The organism is Microbacterium phyllosphaerae (genome assembly GCF_050628115.1).
GTDB classification, from domain to species: Bacteria; Actinomycetota; Actinomycetes; order Actinomycetales; family Microbacteriaceae; genus Microbacterium; species Microbacterium phyllosphaerae_A.
In genome coordinates this window covers 1,861,915-1,887,462 of record NZ_CP192502.1, presented here as the reverse complement: position 1 = coordinate 1,887,462, position 25,548 = coordinate 1,861,915, and the positions used below count along the sequence as shown (strand labels likewise).

At 70.3% G+C, this 25,548-nt stretch carries 23 protein-coding genes; 12 read left to right on the top strand and 11 right to left on the bottom strand.

Annotated elements, in window-relative coordinates:
- Positions 1 to 4 precede the first annotated feature (4 nt).
- Together ACQ4LY_RS08775 and ACQ4LY_RS08770 are read right to left on the bottom strand one after the other, a co-directional pair.
- Entirely contained in the window at positions 5 to 1,735 is a 1,731-nt protein-coding gene (locus ACQ4LY_RS08775; protein WP_431075634.1) for a cation:proton antiporter, read from the bottom strand.
- Between the two features lie 62 nt (positions 1,736 to 1,797).
- Entirely contained in the window at positions 1,798 to 2,082 is a 285-nt protein-coding gene (locus ACQ4LY_RS08770) for a MerR family transcriptional regulator (RefSeq protein ID WP_431075633.1), read from the bottom strand.
- A 122-nt stretch (positions 2,083 to 2,204) separates the two neighbouring features.
- Between ACQ4LY_RS08770 and ACQ4LY_RS08765 the strand changes: the two genes are divergently transcribed.
- From ACQ4LY_RS08765 to ACQ4LY_RS08715, 11 genes are all read left to right on the top strand, one after another.
- Positions 2,205 to 2,627, top strand: a complete 423-nt coding sequence (locus tag ACQ4LY_RS08765; protein WP_053097741.1) for an Hsp20/alpha crystallin family protein — start codon at positions 2,205 to 2,207, stop codon at positions 2,625 to 2,627.
- Positions 2,628 to 2,728: 101 nt separating this feature from the next.
- The gene (locus ACQ4LY_RS08760; protein ID WP_431075632.1) at positions 2,729 to 2,965 is read left to right on the top strand and encodes a DUF2795 domain-containing protein; all 237 of its coding nucleotides are present in this window, start codon (positions 2,729 to 2,731) and stop codon (positions 2,963 to 2,965) included.
- Positions 2,966 to 3,024: 59 nt separating this feature from the next.
- Positions 3,025 to 4,065: an LLM class flavin-dependent oxidoreductase gene (locus ACQ4LY_RS08755; protein ID WP_431075631.1), complete on the top strand. Its 1,041-nt coding sequence runs from the start codon at positions 3,025 to 3,027 to the stop codon at positions 4,063 to 4,065.
- A gap of 398 nt (positions 4,066 to 4,463) precedes the next feature.
- Positions 4,464 to 5,414, top strand: a complete 951-nt coding sequence (locus tag ACQ4LY_RS08750; protein ID WP_431075630.1) for a hypothetical protein — start codon at positions 4,464 to 4,466, stop codon at positions 5,412 to 5,414.
- A gap of 491 nt (positions 5,415 to 5,905) precedes the next feature.
- Positions 5,906 to 6,115 (top strand): hypothetical protein, encoded by a 210-nt coding sequence (locus ACQ4LY_RS08745; protein WP_056313719.1) that lies wholly within the window; start codon positions 5,906 to 5,908, stop codon positions 6,113 to 6,115.
- 66 nt (positions 6,116 to 6,181) lie between these two features.
- Positions 6,182 to 7,447, top strand: coding sequence for a molybdopterin molybdotransferase MoeA (locus ACQ4LY_RS08740; RefSeq protein WP_431075629.1), 1,266 nt, complete (start codon positions 6,182 to 6,184; stop codon positions 7,445 to 7,447).
- Positions 7,444 to 8,298, top strand: a complete 855-nt coding sequence (gene mobA / locus ACQ4LY_RS08735) for a molybdenum cofactor guanylyltransferase (RefSeq protein ID WP_431075628.1) — start codon at positions 7,444 to 7,446, stop codon at positions 8,296 to 8,298. Before ACQ4LY_RS08740 ends, mobA begins: the two co-directional genes overlap by 4 nt.
- Positions 8,295 to 8,579: a DUF6457 domain-containing protein gene (locus ACQ4LY_RS08730; RefSeq protein WP_431075627.1), complete on the top strand. Its 285-nt coding sequence runs from the start codon at positions 8,295 to 8,297 to the stop codon at positions 8,577 to 8,579. The genes mobA and ACQ4LY_RS08730 overlap by 4 nt, the downstream gene beginning before the upstream one ends.
- Before the next feature lie 125 nt (positions 8,580 to 8,704).
- Positions 8,705 to 10,096 carry an MFS transporter gene (locus tag ACQ4LY_RS08725; RefSeq protein WP_431075626.1) on the top strand — a complete coding sequence of 464 codons (1,392 nt, stop codon included), beginning with the start codon at positions 8,705 to 8,707 and terminating at the stop codon, positions 10,094 to 10,096.
- Between the two features lie 2 nt (positions 10,097 to 10,098).
- Entirely contained in the window at positions 10,099 to 11,643 is a 1,545-nt protein-coding gene (locus tag ACQ4LY_RS08720; RefSeq protein WP_431075625.1) for an FAD-dependent oxidoreductase, read from the top strand.
- The gene (locus ACQ4LY_RS08715) at positions 11,640 to 13,748 is read left to right on the top strand and encodes a molybdopterin oxidoreductase family protein (protein ID WP_431075624.1); all 2,109 of its coding nucleotides are present in this window, start codon (positions 11,640 to 11,642) and stop codon (positions 13,746 to 13,748) included. Before ACQ4LY_RS08720 ends, ACQ4LY_RS08715 begins: the two co-directional genes overlap by 4 nt.
- A gap of 26 nt (positions 13,749 to 13,774) precedes the next feature.
- Here the strand turns inward: ACQ4LY_RS08715 and pheA are convergent, their stop codons facing one another.
- Positions 13,775 to 14,725 carry a prephenate dehydratase gene (pheA, locus tag ACQ4LY_RS08710; RefSeq protein WP_431075622.1) on the bottom strand — a complete coding sequence of 317 codons (951 nt, stop codon included), beginning with the start codon at positions 14,723 to 14,725 and terminating at the stop codon, positions 13,775 to 13,777.
- Positions 14,726 to 14,787: 62 nt separating this feature from the next.
- On the opposite strand from pheA, the gene pgm reads away from it, so the two are divergent.
- The gene (pgm, locus tag ACQ4LY_RS08705; protein ID WP_431075621.1) at positions 14,788 to 16,431 is read left to right on the top strand and encodes a phosphoglucomutase (alpha-D-glucose-1,6-bisphosphate-dependent); all 1,644 of its coding nucleotides are present in this window, start codon (positions 14,788 to 14,790) and stop codon (positions 16,429 to 16,431) included.
- Between the two features lie 743 nt (positions 16,432 to 17,174).
- Here pgm and ACQ4LY_RS08700 read toward each other — a convergent pair.
- The 8 genes from ACQ4LY_RS08700 to ACQ4LY_RS08665 form a co-directional block, all read right to left on the bottom strand.
- A complete protein-coding gene (locus tag ACQ4LY_RS08700; RefSeq protein ID WP_431075620.1) occupies positions 17,175 to 18,275 on the bottom strand; it encodes a glycerate kinase in 1,101 nt (366 codons plus the stop codon).
- On the bottom strand, positions 18,272 to 19,330 hold the full coding sequence (locus ACQ4LY_RS08695) for a LacI family DNA-binding transcriptional regulator (protein WP_431075619.1): 1,059 nt from the start codon (positions 19,328 to 19,330) through the stop codon (positions 18,272 to 18,274). The genes ACQ4LY_RS08700 and ACQ4LY_RS08695 overlap by 4 nt, the downstream gene beginning before the upstream one ends.
- A gap of 84 nt (positions 19,331 to 19,414) precedes the next feature.
- On the bottom strand, positions 19,415 to 20,173 hold the full coding sequence (locus ACQ4LY_RS08690; RefSeq protein WP_431075618.1) for a sugar phosphate isomerase/epimerase family protein: 759 nt from the start codon (positions 20,171 to 20,173) through the stop codon (positions 19,415 to 19,417).
- 182 nt (positions 20,174 to 20,355) lie between these two features.
- Positions 20,356 to 21,219 carry a sugar phosphate isomerase/epimerase family protein gene (locus ACQ4LY_RS08685; protein ID WP_431075617.1) on the bottom strand — a complete coding sequence of 288 codons (864 nt, stop codon included), beginning with the start codon at positions 21,217 to 21,219 and terminating at the stop codon, positions 20,356 to 20,358.
- Positions 21,216 to 22,388, bottom strand: coding sequence for a dihydrodipicolinate synthase family protein (locus tag ACQ4LY_RS08680; protein ID WP_431075616.1), 1,173 nt, complete (start codon positions 22,386 to 22,388; stop codon positions 21,216 to 21,218). Before ACQ4LY_RS08680 ends, ACQ4LY_RS08685 begins: the two co-directional genes overlap by 4 nt.
- A 2-nt stretch (positions 22,389 to 22,390) precedes the next feature.
- Complete coding sequence (locus ACQ4LY_RS08675; protein ID WP_431075615.1) at positions 22,391 to 23,554, bottom strand: Gfo/Idh/MocA family protein; 1,164 nt, start codon at positions 23,552 to 23,554, stop codon at positions 22,391 to 22,393.
- A gap of 323 nt (positions 23,555 to 23,877) precedes the next feature.
- Positions 23,878 to 24,852, bottom strand: coding sequence for a hydroxyacid dehydrogenase (locus tag ACQ4LY_RS08670; RefSeq protein ID WP_431075614.1), 975 nt, complete (start codon positions 24,850 to 24,852; stop codon positions 23,878 to 23,880).
- Positions 24,849 to 25,547 carry a DUF624 domain-containing protein gene (locus tag ACQ4LY_RS08665; protein WP_431075613.1) on the bottom strand — a complete coding sequence of 233 codons (699 nt, stop codon included), beginning with the start codon at positions 25,545 to 25,547 and terminating at the stop codon, positions 24,849 to 24,851. Before ACQ4LY_RS08665 ends, ACQ4LY_RS08670 begins: the two co-directional genes overlap by 4 nt.
- Position 25,548: the final 1 nt, after the last annotated feature.

The window sequence follows — 25,548 nt, the reverse complement described above, 5'->3', positions numbered from 1 at the left end:
GGCGCTACGCGCGGCCCTGCTGCCGCGTGGCACCACGCGTGTCGAGCGCCAGCTCCTCGGCATCCATGGCGGTCATCAGCTCGCGCATGAGCTCCTCGTCGAGATTGCCGGCGTCACGCTCGGCCAGCAGGATGTCGCGGCGTACCTGCAGCCACCCACGCGACAGGGCGACGAGGTCGTCGTACGAGGGCCGCGCCACGGCATCCTCGACCTCCTGCGCCTCGTCGGTGTCCCGCTCGACCCGGGTCATGCGCTTGGTGAAGGCGTCGAAGACGCTGAGATCGACCTCGCCGTACTTCTGCTCCCACTCGACGCGCTTCTCGGCCAGGAACGCCTTGCCCGCCTCGCGGCTCTTCTCCTTGACGGCGGCGAGCGAACGCTCGTCCTCCTCATGATCGACGTCACCCTCGATCCCGAGGCGACGGATCAGCATCGGCAGCGTCAGCCCCTGCAGCAGCAGAGTACCCACGGTCACGACGAACGCCACCACCACGATCGCGTGCGAGGCCTCGGAGTCGAGCGTCGCGAGGTCAGCCGCGGCGAGCGCGATCGCCAGGGTGACGACGCCCCTCATCCCGGCCCACGAGATCACGGCGCTGTCCTTCCAGGTGAGCTGCAGCCCGGCCATCTGGTCGCGCACGATGTGCGTGCGCAGCTCGTCTGCGGTGAACTGGCCCCAGCGTCGGGACTTCTCGTGGCGCTTCTCGAATTCCCCGGATTGCACCCCGCGATCCCAGCGCTGGAGGCGCTTGCGGTCCTGGAAGTTCGCCCACGCGCTGGTCGGGTAGATGTAGAGCGGGCGCACCACGAGCACGACGAGCAGCACCGCACCGGACAGCAGCAGGATCTGCTCGACGGACTCGCTGCCGAGGTCGCTGAGCACCCGCGGGAACTGCAGACCGATGTACGCGAACACGAAGCTCTCGAGCAGCAGGTCCGCCGACAGCCACAGCGGCTTCTCCTGTTGCCGGGTCGTGTAGTCGGTGCGCGGGGAGTTGTATCCGACATACAGCCCCATCGCCACGACCGCGAGGACTCCGGATCCGAGCAGGTGCTCGGCGATCGCGTATGCCCCGAAGGGGGCGAGCAGCCCGAACGTCCCGATCACGACGGGGTCGCTGACGCGCATGCGCAGCTGATGCAGCAGGATGCCGAACACGAGTCCGATCGCGACGCCGACCGCCACGGCGAGGAGGAACTGTCCGACACCGCCCCACACCGACACCGTCGCTCCGGCGAGGATCGCGGCGAACACCCGGTAGAGCGTGAGCGAGGTCGCGTCGTTGATCAGGCTCTCACCCGACAGCACCGTCATGATGCGGCGGGGCAGCCCGAGCTTGCGACCGATCGCGGCAGCCGAGACGGCATCCGGGGGCGCCACGATCGCTCCGAGCAGCAGCGCGCCGGGCAGCGTCAGAGAGGGCATGATCCACCACGCAATGAAACCGACGGCGAGCGCGGTGAGCAGCACGAGCCAGATCCCGAGCCGACGGATCTGCGGCAGGCTGCGTTTGAAGCCCACGAACGACACGTCGAGCGCGGCCGAGTACAGCAGCGGAGGCAGCACGAGGTTGAGCAGCAGGTGGCCGTCGATCTCGACGTCGGGCACGAAGGGCAGGAAGGATGCCGCGAGCGCGACCACCGTCACGAGCAGCGGTGCAGGCCAGCCGCGCCATCGCGCGATCGCCGCCACGACCACTGCACCGACGAGCACGTAGAAGATCTCGGCATCCATGCCTTTAAAGTACTGCCCTCCCTCGACGTCGCACGATGTGCACCCCGAGTCGAGGCACGAGGTCAGCCGCGGTCGTCGGCGAGCTCGTCGCGGAGCCCGGCGTTCTCGTCTTCCAGATCGAGGACCCGTCGGATGCCGACGATGTTGATGCCCTCGACGCGCAGCCCCGTCACCCGACGAATGCGCTCGAGATCGTCGTCGCTGTAGCGGCGCGTGCCTCCGTCGCTGCGCGCGGGAGCGACGAGACCCTTGGCTTCGAAGAGCCGCAGACTGGCCTCCGGGACGCCGCTGAGCTGCGCTGCGACGGCGATGCCGTACAGCGGTGTGCTCGAATCGCGTTCAGCCATCGGCATCTCCCTCTCTCAGAACTTGCATTCTATCTCGCCTTGTTCTATAAAAAATCTATAGCTAACGGTGCAGATAATCTGCATCCCCATCGCCCACCCGGGCCACTCGAAAGGAGATACTCATGGCCATGTCCTTCGATCCGTTCAGTCAGCTCGACCGTTTCGCTGCGAGCGTGCTGGACTCCGTCCGCGCACCCCGTCTCATGCCGGTGGACCTCTACCGCGACGGTGACAGGTACATCCTGCACGCGGACCTTCCCGGCATCGACCCTGGGTCCATCGACGTCGACCTCGACGGCGGACAGCTCACGATCCGTGCGCAGCGCACGGCCGACGGTCGCGAAGGCGTCCGCTGGCTCGCCCGCGAACGCGGCGCCGGTTCGTTCCTCCGCCAGTTCTCGCTCGGCGACGGCGTGGACCTCGACGCGATCAGCGCCTCGTACGAGAGCGGGGTGCTCTCGGTGATCATCCCTGTCAGCGAGCGCGCCAAGCCCCGCAAGATCGAGGTCGAATCGAGCGACAACCGGCAGTCGATCACCGCCTGACGATCGGCGCCTGACGATCGGCGCCTGACGATCACCGTCCGATTCCGGTGGGCCGGGTGCAGCCCGGCCCACCTCTCCCTTCATCCGGAAAGGACTCCCTCATGCACACCTCCCCTGCGCTCGACCGGTTCCTCCGCGGAATGGAGTATCCGGCGACGCGTGACGATCTGCTCCGCGAAGCAGCCCGCGACGGACTCGGCCCCGACGACCGCGCCGTACTCGCGCAGCTTCCCGAGCAGAGCTTCAGCGCGGCCTGGCACATCCGCTACCACCTCACGCGCCATGCGCTCGCCGAGGAGCTCGTCCCCTCGGCATCCGCAGCGCCCGCCGCGGCCTGACACGCACCGGCCCGGGGCGGGCGGGAATGCCGCGCCCGCCCCAGCCGTTGCATCCGGGGATGACTTCCACCGCGCTCTCCGTTCTCGACCTCGTCCCGGTTCGCACCGGGCAGACCAGTGCCGAGGCGATCTCCGCCTCCCTGTCCCTCGCGGCCACCGCCGACCGGCTCGGCTATCGCCGCTACTGGTTCGCCGAGCACCACAACATGCCCGCTGTGGCATCCACCACTCCTCCGGTGCTGATCGCCGCAGCCGCGATGCGCACGACGCAGATCCGCCTGGGCTCGGGCGGTGTCATGCTGCCCAACCACGCTCCGCTGATCGTCGCCGAGCAGTTCGCCGCCCTCGAGGCCATCGCCCCCGGCCGCATCGACCTGGGCCTCGGCCGGGCCCCCGGCAGCGACCCCGTGATCACACAGCTGCTGCGCGGGTCGGGCACGACGAGCGACGTCGAGCAGTTCCCCCGCAACGTTCAGGACATCGCCGCTCTCATCTCGGGTGAGGGCGCGACCGTGCGCTTCACGTCCGGCGGCGAGTACACGGTGCACGCGACGCCGTCGGCCACCGGCAGCCCCGAGGTGTGGCTGCTCGGATCCAGCGACTACTCCGCTCAGCTCGCCGCATCGCACGGCCTGCCGTACGTCTTCGCCAACCACTTCTCGGGGCAGGGCCTCGAGCGTGCCCTCGACCTGTACCGCACCGGATACCAGCCGAGCGAAGAGCACCCCGAGCCCCGCACCTTCCTGACGGTCAACGTCGTGGCATCCCCCACTCAGGAGGAGGCCGAGGCCCGCGCGCTCCCCCAGCTGCGCATGATGTCGCGCCTGCGCCTGAACAAGCCGCTGATCGCGCTCGAGACGGTCGAGGAGGCACTGGCCGCCGAGTCGGATGCCGCGACCGACCAGGTCGTCGAGGCTGCCCGCTCCCGCTGGTTCGTCGGCACGGGCGAATCCGTCGCCGAAGAGGTGCGTGCCTTCGCGTCGAAGTGGGGCGTCGACGAGGTCATGCTGTCGCCCGTCGCGGGGGCGTACGAATCCGAGCCGCGCGACTCCGCCGCCGGCCGCGCCCAGACGCTGGAGCTGATCGCCGCGGCGCTCTGACCTCCCCGCCGCCCCGCTCCGCAGCGCACCGCCCTGCCCCGCCCCGCACCGCCCCGCGCCGCGCCGCCCTGCCCCGTCCTGCACCGCACCGCGCCGCGCCGCGCCGCCCTGCCCCGCGCCGCCCTGCCCCGTCCTGCGCCACCCTGCCCCGTCCTGCCCCGTCCCCCAGTCGGGGCCAGTTCGGCACCCCCCTCCTCCAGGCTGGGCCACTTCCGCATCCGTTCTCCAGGCGGGGCCACTTCCGCAGGCTGAAAAGGGCTCCGCGGTGCAGAAGTCGCCCCGTCCGCGGCGCCGGATGCAGAAGTGGCCCCGCTCGCGATGGCGTCCTGCACTGCGGATGCCGACCACCGGCGCGACTTGTCCACATCTCTCGGGATCCCGGCGACCATCAGGCCCGAATGGCACATCCGATCGACGAGCCTGAGCGCATGCGCCATCGGATACTCCTCCCCGACCAACTCGGCCGCCACTTCACGGTGCGGCAGGCCGCGTCGGCGGGAATCGGTCGGGGTCGCGTGTCCGCACGCGATCTCGACCGTCCTTTCCGCGGCGTGCGCTCGGTTGAGGCAGCGGAAACACCGCTCGAGCGGATCTCCGCGTTCGCGCCCCGTCTGCACCGTGGTCAGTTGATCGGCGGAGAGACGGCGATGCGGGTATGGGGCTATCCGCATCCCGGCATCTGGAACGTCGAGGCACCGATCGTCGTGGTGGTGGCGACGGGTTCGGCGCGCGTCCGCAGCCGCGGCGTCACCGGCCGACGCCTGGCGGAGGGACGAGTCCATCCCTGGCGAATCGGCGAGCTCCCGCTCATCGATCCGGTGGCGGCTCTGTTCATGTGCGCCGCGACGTTGACCGACGGTCAGGTCGTCGTCGCTCTCGATGCACTGATCACTGCGGCTGACAACTATCCCGGTCTACGTGCGGCACGTCCGCCGTTCACCGTGATCGACATCGAGCAGCGCCTGCGGGATTGGGGCCGCTTCCCCGGTTCCCGACGAGTCCGCGATGCGCTTTCCCGCGCGCGCGAAGGAGTGGAGTCTCCGAAGGAGACCGAGACGAGGCTGCTCATCGTGGCCGACGGTCTTCCTGAACCCGTCGTGCAGCACGAGATCCACGAGAACGGCCTCCTCATCGCGCGGAGCGACATGGCCTATCCCGAACTCAAGATCGCGATCGAGTACGAGGGCGACGGCCACCGCACGAGCCGCGACCAGTGGCGACGTGACATCCAGCGACAGCGCGAACTCGAGGACCACGGATGGATCGTCATCCGCGTGACCCAGCTCGACCTGGATGACGCACGACCGCTACTGGACCGCATCCGTCGCGCGATGGCATCCCGCCGCTGACCCTCACCATCTCCTTTTCCTCGCCGACCTCGAGCCGGGGCCGCGGGCCGGCACGCGCCCAGGCGGGGCCACTTGTGCACCTCCGCCCAGGCGGGGCCACTTTCGCACCGGAATCGCTCACCAGCAATGCGAAAGTGACCCCGCACACGTGTGCCATGCGAACGTGACCCCGCACACGTGTGCCATGCGAAAGTAACCCGGCACAGGTAGTGGGCGCACTCACGGATGACAAGGGCACTCACGAAGGTGCCCCGAACTCGCCCATCCCGATCCTCAAGGGCCTGCGGTTGGGCCAGTTCCGCATCTCGTCTTGTGCGCGGGGTCACTTCCGCACCCTCGTCACCACTTCACGATGCGCTTTTGACCCCGCACAGGCGCGCGGTGCGAAAGTGACCCCGCACCCCGCATGCCCGCGCCCCCGCCCCCACGTCAAGGGCTGGTATTCCGGTGCGCCTGAGCGTAGCGTCACGAGCAACGGAAGGGGTTCGATGATGAGCACGACCAAGACCCTGGCACTCTGGGTGGCGTACGGCACGAACGGTGTCGCAGGCAGCATCCGACACGACGATGAGGGGTACACCGTCGTCATGGCGGGTTCCGATGCGGCGACGGGTACGTACCCGAATCTCGCGTCGGCGAAGGGCGCGCTGCACTCGCACATGTCGCCGGGCAGCGCCTGGCCCATGTTCCGCGAGCACTGACCCAGACGGGGAGGGCGGGGCGCAACGGTCGCGGGGTCACGCCCGCGACCGTCGTACGCTGACTTCATGCGTATCGCCCCTCTTGCCGTGACTGCCGCCATGCGGACGGTCGACGAGCATCTCGCGATGGTTCTCGCCGCGACGGTGGCACTGTCGGAGGAGTCCGTGCGGGTCGACGACGCCCTGGGCCGAACCCTCGCCGCGCCGGTGCACGCCCGAGTCGACGCACCACTGTTCGACAACTCCGCGATGGACGGATACGCCGTGCGATACCCGGACGTGGCCGCGGCGACAGCTGCGCATCCCGTCGCACTGCGGGTGATCGCCGATCTGCCTGCCGGGTCGACCGCCGAGCCCGAGCTCGGCGCGGGCGACGCGGTCCGGATCATGACCGGTGCCCCTGTTCCCCGCACGGCGACCGCGGTGGTCCCGTTCGAGCACACCAGAGACGGCCTGCAGGGCATCGACGCTCCCGCGGTGGTCTCCACGGCCCCCGTCCGCGAGGGAGCGCACATCCGTCGCCGCGGTGAAGAGCTGCGAGCGGATGCCGAAGTCGCCGCCGCCGGCACCGTCGTCGGCCCGCTACAGATGACGGCCTTCGCGGTGGTCGGGGTCGACCACATCGTCGTGAGACGTCGGCCCCGCGTCGCCGTCATCTCGACGGGCAGCGAGCTCGCGCCCGCCGGCGGGACGTTCGCGCACGGCCAGATCCCCGAGTCCAACTCGGTGCTCCTGTCATCGCTGTGCGCCCAGGCGGGTGCCGAGGTCGTCTCGGTCGAGACGGTGAAAGACGAGGATGCCGCGTTCGAGGCGCTGCTCGAAAGCGCGGTCACCCAGGCCCGCGCGGACGTCGTGGTCACCTCGGGTGGGGTCAGCGCCGGCGCCCATGAGGTCGTCAAGAACGTGCTGCGTGATCGCATCGAGTTCGTCGCCGTGGGCATGCAACCGGGCAGGCCGCAGGCGTTCGGCCGCCTCGACGACACCCTGGTCTTCGGCCTCCCCGGCAATCCGGCCAGCGTCGCCGTCTCGTTCGAGGCCTTCGTGCGTCCGGCTCTGCTCGCACTTCAGGGTCGCGAGCCGCTGCACCGCCCCGTGCTCCGCCTCGCCGCCACAACCGGCTGGCGCAGCCCGGCAGGGCGACGGCAGTACGTGCCCGTGACGCTCGACCGCTCGGATCCGGCGGCCTGGTCGGTGCGCCCGGCCGCCGCGGACGGGTCGTCCGGATCGCACCTCGCCGCAGGGCTGGCGCGAGCGGATGCCTATGCCGTCGTTCCCGAGGACGTCTCGGCGGTCACAGCGGGCGGCCTCGTCGACGTGATGCTGCTCGCGTGAGTCCGACATCGGATGCCTCGGAGGCCTCGGAGGCCTCGACCCCGGAGACCACCCCCACGGATCCCGCACCCGCGCAGCCCGCACCCGCACGGCCCGCACCCGCACGGCCCGCGCCCGCACAGGCCGCGGCCCCACACCGCGCAGCCGCACGGCCCGCAAACCCACAGGCCGCAGCGATCATCCTCGCGGGCGGCCGGGCCTCTCGCCTCGGCGGCGCCGCCAAGCCGCTGCTCGACATCGACGGACGCACCCTGCTCGACCGGGCGGTGGCCGCCGTCGCCGACTGCGAGCCGATCGTCGTGGTGGGCCCGCCCTCGCCGCTGCACGCCGATGTCGTGTGGGCACGGGAGACGCCGTCCTTCGGAGGCCCCGTGGCGGGCATCGCCGCTGGCCTCGCCCTGATCGACAGCGCCGAGGTCTACGTCCTCGCCGCCGACCTGCCGAACGCCGAGGCGGCCGTCGCGGTGCTGCGACAGCATCCGCCGCTCTCCCCTGACGACGACGAGAGCGCGTCCGCGAACGGGAACGCGTCCGCGAACGACAACGACAACGAGAACGAGATCGAGAACCACGACGGCCTCTGCCTGACCGACGCCGAGGGACGGATGCAGTGGCTGCTCGGCCGCTATCGCACCGCTTCGCTGCGCAGGGCCGTCGCCGCGCTTCCCGATTCAGGGCAGGGTGCCTCGATGCGCGCGCTGCTCGCAGACCTCGCCCTCACGACGCGTGCGGCCGGTGACCTGGCGATGGACGTCGACACGTGGGACGATCTGGAACGTGCCCGCGCGATGATGTCGACGCACCGCCGCGACGACGCGATCGCGAGCGCATCCGACGAGGAGACGACATGACAGACAGCACGCAGCATCTTCCGGTCGAGGCCCTCGAGGACTGGACCACCGCCGCCTGCGCAGCGCTCGAGATCGACCGCGAGTCGGTCGACATCGCGCTGCTCCTCGACCTGGCCCGCGATGTCGCGCACGGCGTCGCGCGCCCCGCGGCACCGCTCAGCGCCTATCTCGCGGGACTCGCGGCGGGCCGGGCCGGCGGCAGCCGCGAGGACTCCGCCGCGGCAGCCGCGACGATCACCGCACTCGCCTCGACCTGGCGCGCCGACGACCAGGGTTCCTGAAGTTCTCTCATCGACGACCTCCCCGATGTGATCGAGAAGTAATCGTCCGGTAATCGCACTCGTGCGGCCCTGCAACATCCGCCGCCTACGTTCAGAGCATTCACCTCTCGAACGCAGGAGCCGCGATGTCCCAGATCACCGGAAGAAGCAGCGTCGACACCCACGCCGTGACCCTCACGCGCCGCCCCGGCCGGTGGATCGACGGGTGGAACCCCGAGGATTCGGCCTTCTGGGCCACCGAGGGCAAGGCGATCGCCCGGCGCAACCTCGGGTGGTCGATCTTCGCCGAGTTCCTCGGGTTCATCATCTGGCAGCTCTGGAGCATCGTCGTCGTGCTGCTCCCCGCCGCCGGCTTCACGCTGAGCACCACCGAGTCGTTCTGGCTGATCTCGCTTCCGAGCCTCGTCGGTGCGACGCTGCGGTTCCCGTACACGTTCCTCGTCGCCCGCTTCGGCGGACGCAACTGGACGATCGTCTCGGCGCTGCTGCTGCTGATCCCCGCCGTCCTGCTCGGCATCGTCGTGCAGGACCCGGAGACCCCGTTCGGCGTGCTGCTCGCGGTGGCGGCCCTCGCCGGCTTCGGCGGCGGCAACTTCGCGAGCTCGATGGCGAACATCACCTACTTCTTCCCGCAGAAGGAGAAGGGATGGGCGCTCGGACTCAACGCCGCAGGCGGAAACCTCGGCACCTCCGTCGCCCAGCTCGCGGTGCCGATCGTCGTCTCGGTCACCGCCGCGTTCACCTTCAACCTCTCGCTCGCGGGGTGGATGTGGGTGCCGCTGATCGTCGTGGCCGTCTGGGGCGCGTGGCGCCACATGGACAACCTGTCGTCCGCCAAGGCCGACTTCGCCGGGGCGGCAGCAGCACTGCGCGAACCGCACCTGTGGGTGCTGTCGCTTCTCTACATCGGCACCTTCGGCTCGTTCATCGGGTTCTCGAGCGTCTTCCCGAAGCTCATCGCCGACACCTTTCCCGAGTTCTCCACTTTCCAGATCGGCAGCGCATCGCTGTCGCTCGCGTTCCTCGGAGCTCTCGTCGGCTCGCTCGCCCGTCCCTACGGCGGAAAGCTCGCCGATCGCTTCGGCGGAGCACGCATGACGATCGCCGCGTTCACGCTCATGATCGTCGGGGCCCTCTCGCTGCTCGTCACCCTGGAGGCGAACAGCTTCGCGCTGTTCCTCGGATGCTTCCTGCTGCTGTTCATCGCCGCAGGCGTCGGCAACGGCGCGACGTACCGGATGATCCCCAACGTCTTCGCCGCCCGAGGCGCCGCGACCGCGGGTGACGCGCTCGCTGTCAGCACCCAGCGCAAGGGCGCAGCCGCCCTCGGTCTGATCTCGGCGATCGGGGCCTACGGCGGATTCGTGATCCCGCAGGTGCTCGCCGCGGCGAAGAGCGGCACCGGCTCGTACGCACCGGCCTTCGGCGGATTCGTCGCCGCCTACATCGTGCTGCTCCTGATCACGATCTTCGTCTACGCGATCCCGCGCCCCTCCCTCGCCGGACACCGGATCTGATCATGCCCGAGCGCATCGTCGTCATCGGAGCAGGGCCCGTCGGCATCCGGTTCGCCGAGGAGCTCCTGCCCCTGGTGGCCGAGGGCAGGACGACGGTGACCGTGCTGGGCGCCGAGACGGCAGACCCGTACAACCGGGTGCTGATCGCCGAACTGGCGGTCGGTGAAGCGTCCGCCGCCGAGCTGACCCTGGCGACCGCATCCGCCCTGCCCGGGGTGGATCTGCGTCTGGGCGCCCGCGTGGTGCGGATCGACCGAGATGCGCAGACGGTCGCACTCGCCGACGGATCGACTATCGGCTACGACCGTCTCGTCTTCGCAACGGGCGCGCGCTCGATCATCCCCTCCCTCGACGGGCTCGAGACGCTCGGCCCCGACACCACCGGGCTCGACACCCGTCTCACCGCGGGCGTCTGCGTGCTGCGCGACCTGTCGGATGCCGAGCAGGTGCGCGCGGTGGTCGAGCGCGGCGGCCGTGTCGTGGTGCTGGGTGCCGGCGTGCTCGGGATCGAGCTCGCGATGCTGCTCGCGGACGCCGGCGCGATCCCCTCGGTCGCGCACTTCGGTCCGATGCCGATGCCCCGCCAGCTCGATCGCGGCTCGGCCTCGATCCTGTCGACCGCGTTGGCCGCGGCCGGTGTCACGCTCGTGCCGCACACCCGCGCCGAAGGAGTGATCGGCGTCGAGGGCGACGACGGCATCCGCCGGTTCCGCGCGCTCGCCAGCTCCGACGGCAAGCGCATCGAGGGAGACCTGCTCGTGCTCTCGTGCGGAGTGCGGGCGCGCACCGAGCTCGCCGAGGCGGCGGGGCTGCGCGTCGGCAACGGTGTACTCGTCGACGCCTCGCTGCGCTCGTGGTCGGATCCGCGCATCCACGCGATCGGCGACTGCGCGCATGTCGCCGACCCCGCCGTGTTTCTGCACGAGCGCCAGGTGCCGGGTGGGCCCGCCGGCCTCGTCGGGCCCGGATGGCGGCAGGCGAGCTGGCTGGCCGCATCGATCACAGCCGAGCTCGACGGTGCCGACGAGCACCCGGGCGAGTACACCGACGAGCATCCCGGCGTCGTCGTGCTCAAGGGCGAGCTGGTCGACATCGCCTCGGCCGGAGACGTGTCAGCCGATCCCTTCGCGCCGGTCCCCGCCGGGGAGGACGCCCCCGGCGTCGCGGTCTGGGCCGATCCCGAGCACGGCACGTACGTCAAGATGGCGACGCGCGACGGCATCCTCACCGGATTCGTGGCGGTCGGGATGCCGCGGGCCGCCGCCGAACTGAGCGTGCTGTATCTGCGGGGCGGCGAGCTGCCGGCCGACCGGTCGATGCTGCTGCGGCTCGACGACCCCAACGCGGACGCGGTGGCACCCGCCGGCCGCGACGCGACGCTGTGCATCTGCAACGCGGTGACCGTGGGGCAGATCGAGGATGCGATCGACGACGGCTGCGCATCTGTCGCCGCGGTCGGCGACTGCACCCGCGCCGGCACGGGATGCGGTGGATGCCGGGCCCGCATCACCGAGCTGCTGCACGCCCATGCCGGGGCCGTCGCATGACCGACACCCACTGCCCCTACTGCGCGCTGCAGTGCGCGATGACGTTGACTCCGACCGCCGCGACGCCCTCCGCGACGCCCGCCGCGACCGCCACCACTGACCGCACCGCCCTGCCGGTGACCGTCGCCGGGCGCGACTTTCCCACCAACCGCGGCGGCCTGTGCAAGAAGGGCTGGACCTCGGCCGAGCTGCTCTCCGACGCCGGGCGCCTCACCACTCCCCTGGTGCGCGGCGACGACGGCGAGCTGCATCCTGCCGAGTGGGATGCCACGCTCGACCTGATCGCCGCGCAGCTGCGCCGGATCGCCGCCGAAGACGGCCCCGACGCGATCGGCGTCTTCGGGGGCGGCGGCCTCACGAACGAGAAGGCCTACCAGCTCGGCAAATTCGCCCGGATCGCCCTGCGCACCTCGCGCATCGACTACAACGGCCGCTTCTGCATGTCGTCGGCTGCGGCGGCCGCCAACCGCTCGTTCGGCATCGACCGCGGCCTGCCGTTCCCCCTGACAGACCTCGACACCGCCGAGACCGTGCTGCTGCTCGGATCGAACGTGGGCGACACGATGCCTCCGTTCGTGTCTCACCTGCAGGGTGCCAGGGCTCGAGGCGGTCTCATCGTCGTCGACCCGCGGCGCAGCTCCACCGCCCGACTGTGCGCCGACGGCGCGGGCATCCACGTGCAGCCCGTGCCCGGCACCGACCTCGCCCTGCTGCTGGCGCTGACCCACGTCGTGATCGCCGAGGAGCTGTTCGACGACGGCTATGTGCGCCAGCGCACCTCGGGCATCGAGGCGCTGCGCCAGTCGGTGTCGGCGTGGTGGCCCGAGCGTGCCGAGACCGTCACAGGGGTTCCGGCTCGGAGCATCCGCGAACTCGCGCGCACGCTGGCCCGCTCGGACTCGACGTACATCCTCACCGGTCGCGGCGTCGAACAGCACGTCGACGGCACCGACACCGCGACGGCCGCCATCAACCTCGCTCTGCTGCTCGGGCTGCCGGGCACCCCCGGCTGCGGCTACGGCACGCTCACGGGGCAGGGCAACGGGCAGGGCGGGCGCGAACACGGGCAGAAGGCCGACCAGCTGCCCGGCTACCAATCGATCAGCGACCCCGCCGCGCGTGCGTCCGTCGCAGCCGTGTGGGGTGTCGACCCAGGCGAGCTGCCAGGCCCGGGGGTGCCGGCCGTCGAGCTGCTGCAGAGCGCCGGGCTGCCCGGCGGCGTGCGAGCACTGCTCGTGCACGGCTCGAACGTCTTCGTCTCGGCGCCGAACGTCGCCACAGTGCGTGAGGCGCTCGGCCGACTCGACCTGCTCGTCGTGTCGGATTTCTTCCTCTCCGAGACCGCGAGGGCCGCCGACATCGTGCTCCCCGTGCTGCAGTGGGCCGAAGAGGAAGGCACCATGACCAACCTCGAAGGCCGGGTGCTGCGTCGCCGCCGCGCCGTGGATGCCCCCGCCGGAGCGCGCAGCGAGCTGTGGATCATGGCCGAGCTCGCCCGACGCCTCGACGCCCCCGGCACCTGGAGCCTCGACCCGTCAGAGGTGTTCGACGAGCTCGCCCGCGCCTCCGCCGGTGGCCGCGCCGACTACTCCGGTCTCAGCCACGCGCTGCTCGACCTCGGCGTCGAGGCGCACTGGCCCTTCCCCGTGGGCAGCCTCGGAACCCCGCGCCTGTTCGCCGACCGCTTCGCACATCCGGACGGGCGGGCGAAGCTCGTCGCCGTGCGCGCGCGCTCGCATCCCACCGCCGGCGCGGATCGTCTGAACCTCGTCACCGGACGCCTGCTCGAGCAGTATCAGAGCGGCGCGCAGACCCGCCGCATCCCCGAGCTCACCGAGAAGCGCCCGACCCTCGTGGCGCAGCTGCACCCCGCCACCGCACGCCGGCACGGGATCGGCGAGGGCGACGGCATCCGCATCTCGAACTCCCGCGGCGCACTGCAGGCGCGCGCGGAGCTGACCCACGACATCAGGCTCGACACGGTGTTCCTGCCGTTCCACTACCCCGATGCGGAGAGCGCGAACCTGCTCACGAGCGACAGCGTGGACCCGCACTCGGCGATGCCGGAGTTCAAGCGGGCACTGGTGCAGGTCAGCGCGGTCTGAACCTGGCGGAGACCGGCGTGCCCACGTCAGGCTTCGGGTTCGCCCGAGAGGATGCCGCGCAGCCAGTCGCGCGCCTCGACGAAGATGTCGTCGGCGTAGCGTTCGGGGTACTGCACGATCTGCCGGTCGGCCCGCGGGTACGAACCGAGGAACACCACGCGCGGGCTGAAACGGCGGATGCCGAGCAGGGCGTCGGCCATGCGCTCGTGCTCGATGTGCCCGTCGGCGTCGAGCACGAACCGGTACCGGCCGAGCTCGTCGCCGATCGGACGCGACTGGATGAGCGAGAGGTTGATGCCGCGGGTCGAGAACTGCTCGAGCATCTCGAGCAGGGAGCCCGGGTGATCATTGGGCAGCTCGACGATCAGCGAGGTCTTGTCGGCGCCGGTCGGAGCCGGTGCCGTGGTGGTGCGGGTGACGAGCACGAAGCGAGTGACCGCCTGGGCGTTGTCGCCGATGTCCTCGGCCAGCACATCGACATCGAGGTGCTTCACGACGCCGGGGGCGGCGATCGCCGCCTGCGCGGGAAGAACGCCGTCGAGCATGCCGACCGCCGAGGCGACATTGCTCGCCGCGGGCACGTGAGAGTGTGTCGGCAGATGCTCGCCGAGCCAGCTGTGGCACTGCGCGTAGGCGACGGGGTGCGCCGCGATGACCTGCACATCGGCCAGCGTGGTGCCGCGGGGCGCCACGAGCACGAAGTTGACCGGCACCAGGTACTCGCCGACGATCCGCAGGCCCGGCAGCGTGGCCAATGCATCCTGAGTGGTCGAGACGCCGCCCTCGACCGAGTTCTCGATCGCGATCATCGCGGCATCGCTACGGCCCTCGAGTACGTCGGCGAGCGCCTCGCCGACGTTGTGCACGGCGCGCCAGTCCTGGCCCCGCGCTTCGGCGACCTGTTCGAGCGCCGCTTCGGTGAACGTTCCGGCAGGGCCGAGATAGCTGTAGGTGCGGCGTTCAGTCACGCGTTTCACCTTAGGGCACCGGTGGGGCGCAAGAAGATGCGCGGATGCCGAGATGGGGGCAGACTGTCTGCATGACGAGCCGTGCCGGTCTACCAGCCGAAGAATCCGATCTGATCGATGTCGACGAACTGATCGCCGCCTATTACGACCGCGTCCCGAATCCGGAGGTCGCCGCCGAACGCGTCGCCTTCGGGACCAGCGGGCACCGCGGCTCGTCCCTCTCGAACAGCTTCAACGAGAACCACATCCTGGCCACCACCCAGGCGATCGTCGACTACCGCGCGGGTCAGGGCATCACCGGCCCGCTGTTCCTCGGTCGCGACACCCACGCCCTGTCGCTCCCGGCCGAGCGCAGCGCCATCGAGGTGCTCGTCGCGAACGGCGTCGACGTGCGGGTGGACTCCCGTGACTCGTGGGTGCCGACGCCCGCGCTCAGCCACGCGATCCTGACCTTCAACCGCGACCTCGCCCCGGATGCTCCCGGCCGCGCCGACGGCATCGTCGTCACCCCGTCGCACAACCCGCCCCGCGATGGCGGCTTCAAGTACAACCCGCCGCACGGTGGACCGGCCGATACAGACGCGACGGGCTGGATCGCCGACCGCGCCAACGAGCTGATCGCCGGCGGACTGGTCGACGTCAAGCGCGAGCGCTTCGCCGATGTCGACTGGGATGCGGTGCCCGGGTACGACTTCCGTGACGCCTACGTGCGGGACCTCGCGACGATCATCGACATCGACGCGATCCGCAACGCCGGCGTGCGCATCGGCGCCGACCCGCTCGGCGGAGCCTCGGTCGAGTACTGGGCGCTCATCAAAGAGGTGCACGGCCTCGACCTGACCGTCGTGAACCCCGAGGTCGACCCCACATGGCGCTTCATGACGCTCGACTGGGACGAGAAGATCCGGATGGATCCGTCATCTCCCTCGGCGATGGCGTCGCTCGTCGCCAAGAAGGGCGACTACGACGTGCTCACGGGCAACGACGCGGATGCCGACCGCCACGGCATCGTCACCCCCGACGCCGGACTGATGAACCCGAATCACTACCTCGCGGTCGCGATCGACTACCTGTTCTCGCACCGGGCCGAGTGGCCGCGTGACGCCGCGATCGGCAAGACCCTCGTGTCGTCGATGATCATCGACCGCGTCGCCGAGTCGCTCGGACGCCGTCTGCTCGAGGTGCCTGTCGGCTTCAAGTGGTTCGTACCGGGGCTGCTCGACGGATCGGTGGCATTCGGCGGCGAGGAGTCGGCCGGGGCATCGTTCCTGCGCAAGGACGGCACCGTCTGGTCGACCGATAAGGACGGCATCCTGCTGTGCCTGCTCGCGGCCGAGATCATCGCCGTGACGGGCAAGACGCCGTCGGAGCGCTACGCCGAGCTGGAGGAGGCGTTCGGATCCTCCGCCTACCAGCGCGTCGACGCGCCGGCGACGCCCGCACAGAAGGCGACGCTGGGCAAGCTGGCTCCGGATGCCGTCACGGCGACGACCCTCGCGGGCGAGGACATCACCGCCAAGCTGTCGCACGCTCCCGGCAACGGCGCGGCGATCGGCGGCCTCAAGGTGCAGACCGAGCACGCCTGGTTCGCCGCCCGTCCGTCGGGCACCGAAGACGTCTACAAGCTGTACGCCGAGAGCCTGCGCGGCCCCGAGCACCTCGCCGAGGTGCAGGCCGAGGCGCGAGCCGTGGTGTCGGCCGCCCTCGGCGGCTGACCCGGCATCCCTCCGCTGTCTTCTGCCCCCGCACGTCGCCCGCGCGGGGGCAGAAGTGCGTCCGGGGTCCCGCGCATCCGGGCAGCGCTTCTTCGCCTCCTGCATCCCGTGGATGCGGGGTCACTTTCGCATCCGAAACGGCCGATCCGGATGCGAAAGTGACCCCGCCTGGCGGACACGGCGCGAAAGTGACCCCGCCTGGCGGGCGCGGTGCGAAAGTGACCCCGCTGGCCGACACCATGCGCATGCCGGGTCCAAGCGCCCACGCCGCGCGGGTGCGGGGTCAAAAACGCACCCGAACCAGCGATTTCGGATGCGCCTTTGACCACCGCAGACCGTGACCGCCCGCCACCCGCACCCGCAGTCGCAGTCGCACAGACGTGCGGGGCCAAAGAACCACCGCACACCGCAATTTCGGATGCGTTTTTGACCACCGCAGACCGTGGCCGCCCGCCACCCGCAGTCGCACAGACGTGCGGGGCCGAAGAACCACCGCACACCGCAATTTCGGATGCGCTTTTGACCACCGCAGACCGTGACCGCCGACTCACCGCAGACCGTGACCGCCCGCTACCCGCAGTCGCAGCCGCAGTCGCAGTCGCAGTCGCAGTCGCACAGACGTGCGGGGCCGAAGAACCACCGCACACCGCGATTTCGGATGCGTTCTTGACCACCGCAGACGAGCGCGAACGGATGCTGCGCGAGGACCGACCCGGAGAGCGGATGCGGCTGGTGGAGACCGGTCAGACCGACCGGGCGAGCAGCGCCCCGGCGTCGCGCAGCCAGCGGGCGGGTTCGGCGAGCGCGGCATCCGACGACCCCGCGATGTCGGTCAATGACGCGGATGCCGCGAACAGCGCCGTGTCGGAGTCGGGCGTGATGCGTCCGGCGGCGAGCAGAGCCGTCGCCCCCGCTGACGCCGCGATGCCGGCGATGAACGAGGGGACCTTGCCGTCGCCGGACTGCCCGTCGTACGAGCCTTCGCCGGTGACGACGATGTCGGCGTCGGCGATCGCCTCAGAGAGTCCTATGAGCTCTGCGACTTCGGCGGCTCCCGGGGCGAGCATCGCACCCCACACGACCAGTGCCCCGCCTGTTCCCCCCGCAGCCCCCGTGCCGGCAACCGCGGGGTCGAGGGCGAGCAGGTCGGCGAGGCGCGCGAGCGCGGCATCCACCTGGGTGATGTCGTCGCCTGTGAGGCCCTTCTGCGGGCCGAACACCGCCGCGGCACCGCGCGGCCCGATGAGCGGATTCGTCACGTCGGTGAGCACCCGCACCTCAGGTGCCGCGCGCAGACCGCTGAGATCGACGGACGCGATATCAGCGAGGCCCCGCGCACCGCGCGCAACGGGGTCGCCCGCGACGTCGAAGAAGCGGGCGCCGAGAGCCGACAGCATCCCGGTGCCGCCGTCGGTCGACGCGCTCGACCCGATGCCGACGACGAGACGCGAGACACCGTGGTCGAGCGCCGCTGAGATGGCCTGGCCGAAGCCGGTGGTGTCGGCGTCCCACGGGCGCAGCTCGTCGAGCAGCTCGATGCCCGAGGTCGAGGCCAGATCGACGACCGCAGTGCCGGCGGGGGCATCCTTCGTCGGAGGAAGCAGCAGCCAGCTCGTCTCGATGCGGGCGCCTGCAGGGCCGTCGACGACCACCGGAACACGGCGAGCGCCGGGCACCGCGGCCTCGAACGCCGCGACGGTGCCCTCTCCTCCGTCGGCCATCGGACGGTGCACGAACGTCGCGGTCGGATCGACCGACGCCCAGCCCTCGGCGAGGGATGCCGCAGCATCCGCCGCGGTGATCGTGCCCTTGAAGCTGTCGGGAGCCAGCACGACTCGGGTCATCGGTCGATGCCCGGGGTGCTCGCGCGCACGGCCACCTCGAGCGGCAGTGCCGCCTGCTCCCAGTCGGCGTCGACCGTCGCCCGGAAGGCCTGGTAGCCGACCTCGCTCAGGGGCACGCGCACGGTCGTGAGCGCCGGTGTGACATCGCTGCTCGACGGGACATCGTCGAAGCCGCACACCGCGATATCGGTGCCGATCTCGCGTCCTGCGTCACGGATCGCCGACATGGCGCCGATCGCGACGACGTCGCTCATGCCGAACACGAGGGTTCCCGGCTCGACGCCGTCGGCGAGTGCGGCGCTCATGGCCTGCACACCCGACTCGCGACGGAAGTCGCCGCGTATCACCCGGTCGATCGCGCCGCCGCCGGACTCGAAGCCGGCACGGAATCCGGCGAGACGCTCATCGGAGGTCAGCACGCCCTCGGCCGCAGCGATCGCGATGGCCGAGCGGTAGCCGAGCGCCGCCATGCGCCGACCGAGCTCCTCGGCTCCGGCGCGGTTGTCGATCTCGACGTGCCGGTTCTCGGCGCTGCCCGCACCGAAGGTCACGACGCGTCCGCCGAAGCGGGCGTACTCGGCCAGTTCGCGCGCGGTGTCGGAGTCGGTGGGTTCGTTCGTGCGGGAGGCGGCGAGGATGAGTCCCTGCGGTCGTTGTCCTCTGAGAGCCCGCACGATGCGCGCCTCGCGGGCCGGATCTCGCTCGGTGATCGCGATCGTGACGACCAGCCCCTGTTCGTCGGCTCCGCGGGCCACGCCCGCGGCGATCAGACCGAAGTACGGGTCGGCGATGTCGGCGACCAGCAGGGCGATCACAGGAGAGGAGCCACGGGCCGTCGCCTGCGCGGATGCGTTGGCCGTGTAGCCGAGCTCTGCGGCGGCCTGCTCGACCTTCTCGCGGAAGGATTCGGCGACCTTGCGCTCGGACCCGTTGAGGACACGGGATGCCGTCGCGAGCGAGACACCGGCCTCGCGGGCGACGTCGTGCAGGGTCGGGGCGGCGCCTCGCGCGTGGCGCGGCTGACGCACGCGGGAAGGGCTTTCCGGCTGGCTCATGCCCCGAGCATACTGCGGGAGGACCGCGAGAACGGGGAACGGAGGGGCATCGCGCAGCGGCGCGTCAGGGCGGGCACGGGGCCCTCAGATCGACAGGTAGGAGCGGAGAGCTGCGGCCTCGCCCCGCAGCAGCGCCGGGTCGTCACCGGGGACGAACTCGAGCAGTGCGTCCCGGGGCGGCCGAGAGGATGCCAGCGCCTCGGCGAAGAAGCGCGTCCACAGCGCATCCCTCGCCCGAAGCGGCAGCCGCTCCTGCGTGGGCCACCAGGAGAAGACGTGGGCGGCGGTCGTGTGCGCTGCGAGATCGCGATACTCGCCGAGCACGGTGTCGACGGTCGCAGCGACCGTCGGCTGCCAGTAGGTGCTGAGTGCCGGGCTGTTCACGTCGGCGAGCAGTCGCAGCGTGGTCGGAGCCGTGTCGGCGAGCGTGCCCGAGTGGAACTCGAGAGCCAGGCCGATGCTCCGCGCCTCCGCCTCGGCTGCCGCATCGCGCAGCCGAGCGACGATGTCTGCCCAGTGCTCGTCCGACGCCTCCGATGACCCGAGGTGCCCCGCCCACACGCGCACCCGGTCGACCCCGAGCGCCTCGGCGCTGTCGAGGACGGGCGTGAGCTCCTCATCGGCCCCTGCCCGGAAGTACGACCCGTACGAGCACGACGTCAGCCCGGCATCCTCCGTCTCGGTGGCGACCTGCGCTGCCCGTTCGATGTCGCCGACCGGCACGTGCACGTCGGCACCCCACTCGATGACCTCGAGCCCGGCCTCGGCTGCGAGTCCGATGACCTCCTCGGCCTCGAGCGAACGGAAGGTCACCGAGCAGAGCCCGGGTCGGATCTTCGTCATGGATTCATCCTCTCAAGGGGCGGCACGCGCGTCTCGGGGGTTGCCTTGCGGACGATCTCCGCCTATTGGCCGATCTCCGCCCAGTGGTGCCAGAGACAGCACGGATGCCGGAGGCACGCGGATGACCGGGGTCTGACCGGGCGCAGTCCGAGACCGCCGCCCGGTCAGCCCCGGCACGTCCGTCAGCGCAGGTGCGGCGAGACCGCGGCGCCGAAGGTCTCGGCAGTGCGGCGCACGACGTTCTCGGGAGCATCCGCCCAGATGTCGGCGTTGAAGATCTCGACCTCGATGTCGCGGTCGTAACCCGTCTCGATCACGGCGCGCGTGAGCGAGCCGAAGTCGATCACTCCGTCGCCGGTGTAGTGCCTCGACAGCAGCACGTCGGCTGCGAGCGGGGTCTTCCAGTCGCACACCTGATAGGTCGCGATGCGGCCCTCTCGGCCGGCGCGCGCGATCTGCTCGAGCACCTGCGGATCCCACCAGATGTGGAACGTGTCGACTGCTGCGCCCACGACATCGGCATCGAAGTCGGCGGCGATGTCGAGCGCCTGCCCGAGAGTCGCGACGACGGCACGGTCGGACGCATACATCGGATGCAGCGGCTCGATCGCGAGCGTCACGCCCGCCGCCTTCGCATCGGTCGCGAGCACGCCGATCGCATCGCGCACCCGCTCGCGCGCGCCGATCAGGTCGCGGGAGCCGACAGGCAGTCCCCCGGCGACGAGTACGAGCACAGCCGTCGATCCGTCGGCGCCCGCGGCGGCGAGCGTCGCCGTCTCCTCGATCGCGCGGCGGTTGTCGTCGAGTGCGGCGACGCGCTCCGGCCCCTCGGGGAGGGTGAAGAAGCCACCGCGGCAATGCGTCGTGAAGCGCAGCCCCGAGTCTGCGAGCATCCGCGCGGCGACGTCGAGTCCGACCTCGTTCACGGGCTCGCGCCACAGACCGATCGCCTGGATGCCGGCATCCGCCGTCACCCGCAGCGCGGTCGCGAGATCAGCGTGCTTGATCGTCGCCTGGTTGATCGACAGGCGAGGATCGACGGTCACAGTCCCACTCCGTTCAGGCGCAGCATCCCGTGCCAGCGCTCGCGCGCGAGCTCGGGGTTCTCGAGTGCGAGCGAGGCGTTCGCCAGCTCGACGATGCGGCTGAGGTGCACGAGGCTCCGCGCCGAGTGCAGTCCGCCGACCATCTGGAACGCGGGCTGGTGCCCGTTGAGCCACGCGAGAAAAGCGACGCCCGTCTTGTAATAGAACGTCGGAGCCGCGAACACCTGACGGCTGAGCTCCTCGGTAGGTCCGAGGATCTCGAAGTAGCGCGCGGGGTCTCCGGCATCGAGAGCCTGGATCGCCGCGGACGCCACCGGGGTGATCGCCGCGAACGCGCCGAGCAGCGCGTCGGAGTGGGCGTCGCCCTGCCCCACCGTGTCGCCGCCGATCAGGCCGACATAGTTGAAGTCGTCTCCGGTGAACATCCGCACGCCCTGCGGAAGCCGCTCTCGCACCGAGATCTCGGACTCCGCGTTCAGCAGGCTCATCTTCACGCCAGCGACCTTGTCGGGATTCTCGGCGATCACGTCGAGCAGCACAGCGGATGCCGTCTGCCAGTCATCCGCTCCGAAGTAGCCGGCGAGCTCCGGGTCGAACGCCGTTCCGAGCCAGTGCAGCACGACCGGCACCGTGGCGGAGCCGAGCACCTCGCGGTACACGCGACGGTAGTCGTCGGCGTTCTCGGCGACGCGGGCCAGATGGCGCGAGGCCATGAGCACGGGGCCCGCCCCCTGCTCCTCAGTGAAGTGCAACTGCTCCTTGTAGGCATCGATGACCTGGTCGAGCGAGATGTGCGACTCGGCGACGTGATCGGTGTTGACGCCGACCACGACCGAGCCGCCCTCCTCACGGGCGACCTCGGCGCTGCGCGAGATGAGCTCACGCGTCGCGGCGGCGTCGAGGCCCATGTTGCGCTGCGCGGTGTCCATGGCGTCGGCGACGCCGAGACCCCACGAGTACACGTTGCGGCGGAACGCGAGCGTCGAGTCCCAGTCGATGTCGGCAGGTTGCCCCGGAGTGTTGTCGGCGTGCACCTTGGGCACCACGTGGGCTGCGGCATAGGCGACACGGCTCACGAGCGGCGCGGCCGGGCGGGAGTATCCGCCGCCCTCGCGCAGCTCGGCATCCGTCACCGCTCCTGCGGAGTCGAGAAGTCGGAGAGTGGTCATGCTCAGCCCAGCGTCAGCGGAGAGAGAGCGACCTTGCGGCCCTCGGCGCTGGAGGTCAGACCCGCCTCGGCGAACTGCACGCCACGAGCACCCGAGAGCAGGTCGAAGGGGTACTTGGTGCCCTCGACGAACGAGATCAGGTACTCCTCCCACTGCTGGCGGAAGCCGTTGATGAAGACGTCGTTGGTGGGCACCTTCTGCCAGTCGGTGTCGTAGTCGTGGCTGTCTTCGAGGTCGGGGTTCCACACGGGCTTCGGCGTCGCGTTGCGCGGCTGGATCTTGGCGCCGAAGAGTCCGACGACGGCCGACCCGTGAGTGCCGTCGACCTGGAACTCGACGAGCTCGTCGCGGTTCACGCGCACCGTCCAGCTGGAGTTGATCTCGGCGACGATGCCGCCCTCGATCTCGAAGATGCCGTACGCGGCGTCCTCGGCGGTGGCGGTGTAGTGCTCGCCGTTCTCGTCCCAGCGGTCGGCGATGTGCACTGCGGCCTGCGCGTAGACGCTCTTGACCTCGCCGAACAGGTTCTCGAGCACGTAGTTCCAGTGCGGGAACATGTCGACGATGATGCCGCCGCCGTCTTCTGTGCGATAGTTCCAGCTCGGGCGCTGGGCGGGCTGCCAGTCACCCTCGAAGACCCAATACCCGAACTCGCCGCGCACCGACAGGATGCGGCCGAAGAAACCCGAGTCGATCAGGCGCTTGAGCTTCTGCAGGCCCGGCAGGTAGAGCTTGTCGTGCACGACGCCGGTCTTGACGCCGGCCTCATCGGCGAGGCGCGCGAGCTCGAGGGCCTCATCCAGCGACTCGGCGGTGGGCTTCTCGGTGTAGATGGCCTTGCCTGCGGCGATCGCCTTGCGGAGGGCCGAGGCACGGGCCTTCGTCACGAGGAAGTCGGCGTAGATCTCCCATTTCGGGTCGGCGAGAGCCGCGTCGAGATCGGTCGTGTAGTCCTCGATGCTGTGCTTCGCGGCGAGCTCTGCGAGCTTGGCCTCGTTGCGGCCGACCAGCAGCGGCTTCACCGTGATGCGGGATCCGTCGGGCAGCTCGATTCCGCCCGCCTCACGGATCGCGAGGATCGACCGCACGAGGTGCTGGCGGTAACCCATGCGCCCGGAGACGCCGTTCATGATGATCCCGATCTCGCGGGTTGTCGTCTGCGACATTGCTGGTCCGTTCTCTTCTCTCAGATCCCGCATGCTCTGCGGGCAAACTCTGTGGGCGTACTTCGCGGGTAAGCGCTTTCCGACAGCATGCCATGCTGCGAGCCGGTGCGCAAGCGGGTGCGGAAAACGCTCTCCGTGCGCTTCTGCGACGGATCTCGCCGGGCTACGCCGCGTGCGGGGTCAATTCCGCATCCGAACCGGCCGTTTGGGATGCGTTTTTGACCCCGCACCGAGCGTGCGATGCGTTTTTGACCCCGCACCGAGCGTGCGATGCGTTTTTGACCCCGCACCGAGCGTGCGGCAGGCATCGTGCTCACCCGCCCTCATGCGCTCAGCTCCATGTCGAGACGCGTGATCACCTGCGAAGGCACCCCGCCGCGCAGCAGCGCCTCGACGTCGTCGAGGGCCGAGTCGGCGAGGCGCCGCGCCTCGTTGCCCATCGAGCCCGCGATGTGCGGGGTCAGAGCGACGTTCGGCAGCGTTCGAAGCGGCGAATCGGTCGGCAGCGGGTCGGGTTCGGTGACGTCGAGCACGGCATCCAGTCGCCCCGACTCGCATTCGGCGAGCAGTGCGTCGTGGTCGAGGATCCATCCGCGCGCCGTGTTGATCACGGTGGCGCCGTCGTGGAGAGCCGCGAGTTCGGTCGCACCGATCATGTGCCTCGTCTCGGGCAGCGCCGGCGCATGCAGCGACAGCACGTCGACCTGGCCGAGCATGTCGTCGAGGGGCATCAGTTCCGCACCGGCGTCGGCCACCGCCTGCGCGGAGACGAACGGGTCGGCGACGATGATCCGGATGCCGTCGAGCTGCCCCAGCATCCGCACCACCCTGCGTCCGATCCGCGAGAATCCGACGATGCCGACCGTGCGACCGACGCTGCCGTAGCGGGTCGAGCCGACCAGGTCACGCCATTCGACCACCGTCGACGGCGAGCGCATGTGCACGAAGGCGCGCTTGAAGGCGAGGATGATCGTCGCGAACGTGTACTCGGCCACCGGTACGGCGTTGGCGTCGGCGGCCGAGGTCACGGTGATCCCGCGCTCCCACAGCTCGTCGGACACCAGCTGCTGCACGCTGCCCGCCGCATGCACCACGGCGCGCAGCCTCGGCATCCGGTCGAGGAGCTCGGCGTCGAGGCGCGGAGCACCCCAGGAGGTGAGCAGTATCTCGGTGTCCGAGAGGTCTCCCTCGTCGATCCCCGACCGCGGCGACGGCGCCAGCGCGCGCAGGCGCTGCAGACGCGACTCATCGAAGAGCAGCGCGAACACCTCGGGACTCATCGCGGTACGGACGGTCACGCGCGCACTCCTTCGAGCACGATGTCGGAATCGAGCGCGGCGTCGACATCGAGCACGGGACGCAGTGTGTAGCGGCTGTTCGCCCACGCCACGTACAGGGCGGGCGCGCAGGTCAGGCCGATCGCGATCGCCGGCATGGTGGTGAACAGTCCGATCTGCACTCCGAGGACGACGAGCGACAGCGCCGTGAGGTACCAGCGGCGCACGCACAGGTACAGCGCGGCCTTGACGATGTCGCGCATCCGCGCACCCGGCTCTTCGGCCAGCGCGACGAGAGCCACGAGGGCGGTCGCCACCGCGATCACGGAGAGCAGGGCCAGCACCGGGACGATCATGACGGAGGCGGGCGACGCGCTGACCGCGCGCACGTCGACGAGGAGCACCACCACGGATGCCGTCGCCGCCGCGCCGATCAGCAGGCCCTTGCGTGCCGTGGCCTTCCATCCGCGGAGGAACGAGCGCACCACCTGGGGCTCGCCGCGGCCGAACTCGCGGAACGCCGTGAATGCGCCCGTCAGCGCCGGAGCGAGCAGCGGAGCCGCCAGCGCCAGCAGCGGCCACGACAGCGCGGGATCGGTCGTGATCAGCAGCACCACGAGAGGTGACGCCGCGATGAGCACGAGGAAGTTCGCCATCAGGCCGAGATAGACGACTCCGAGGATCGTGGCCCAGGCATCATGCGATATGCGCTTCATA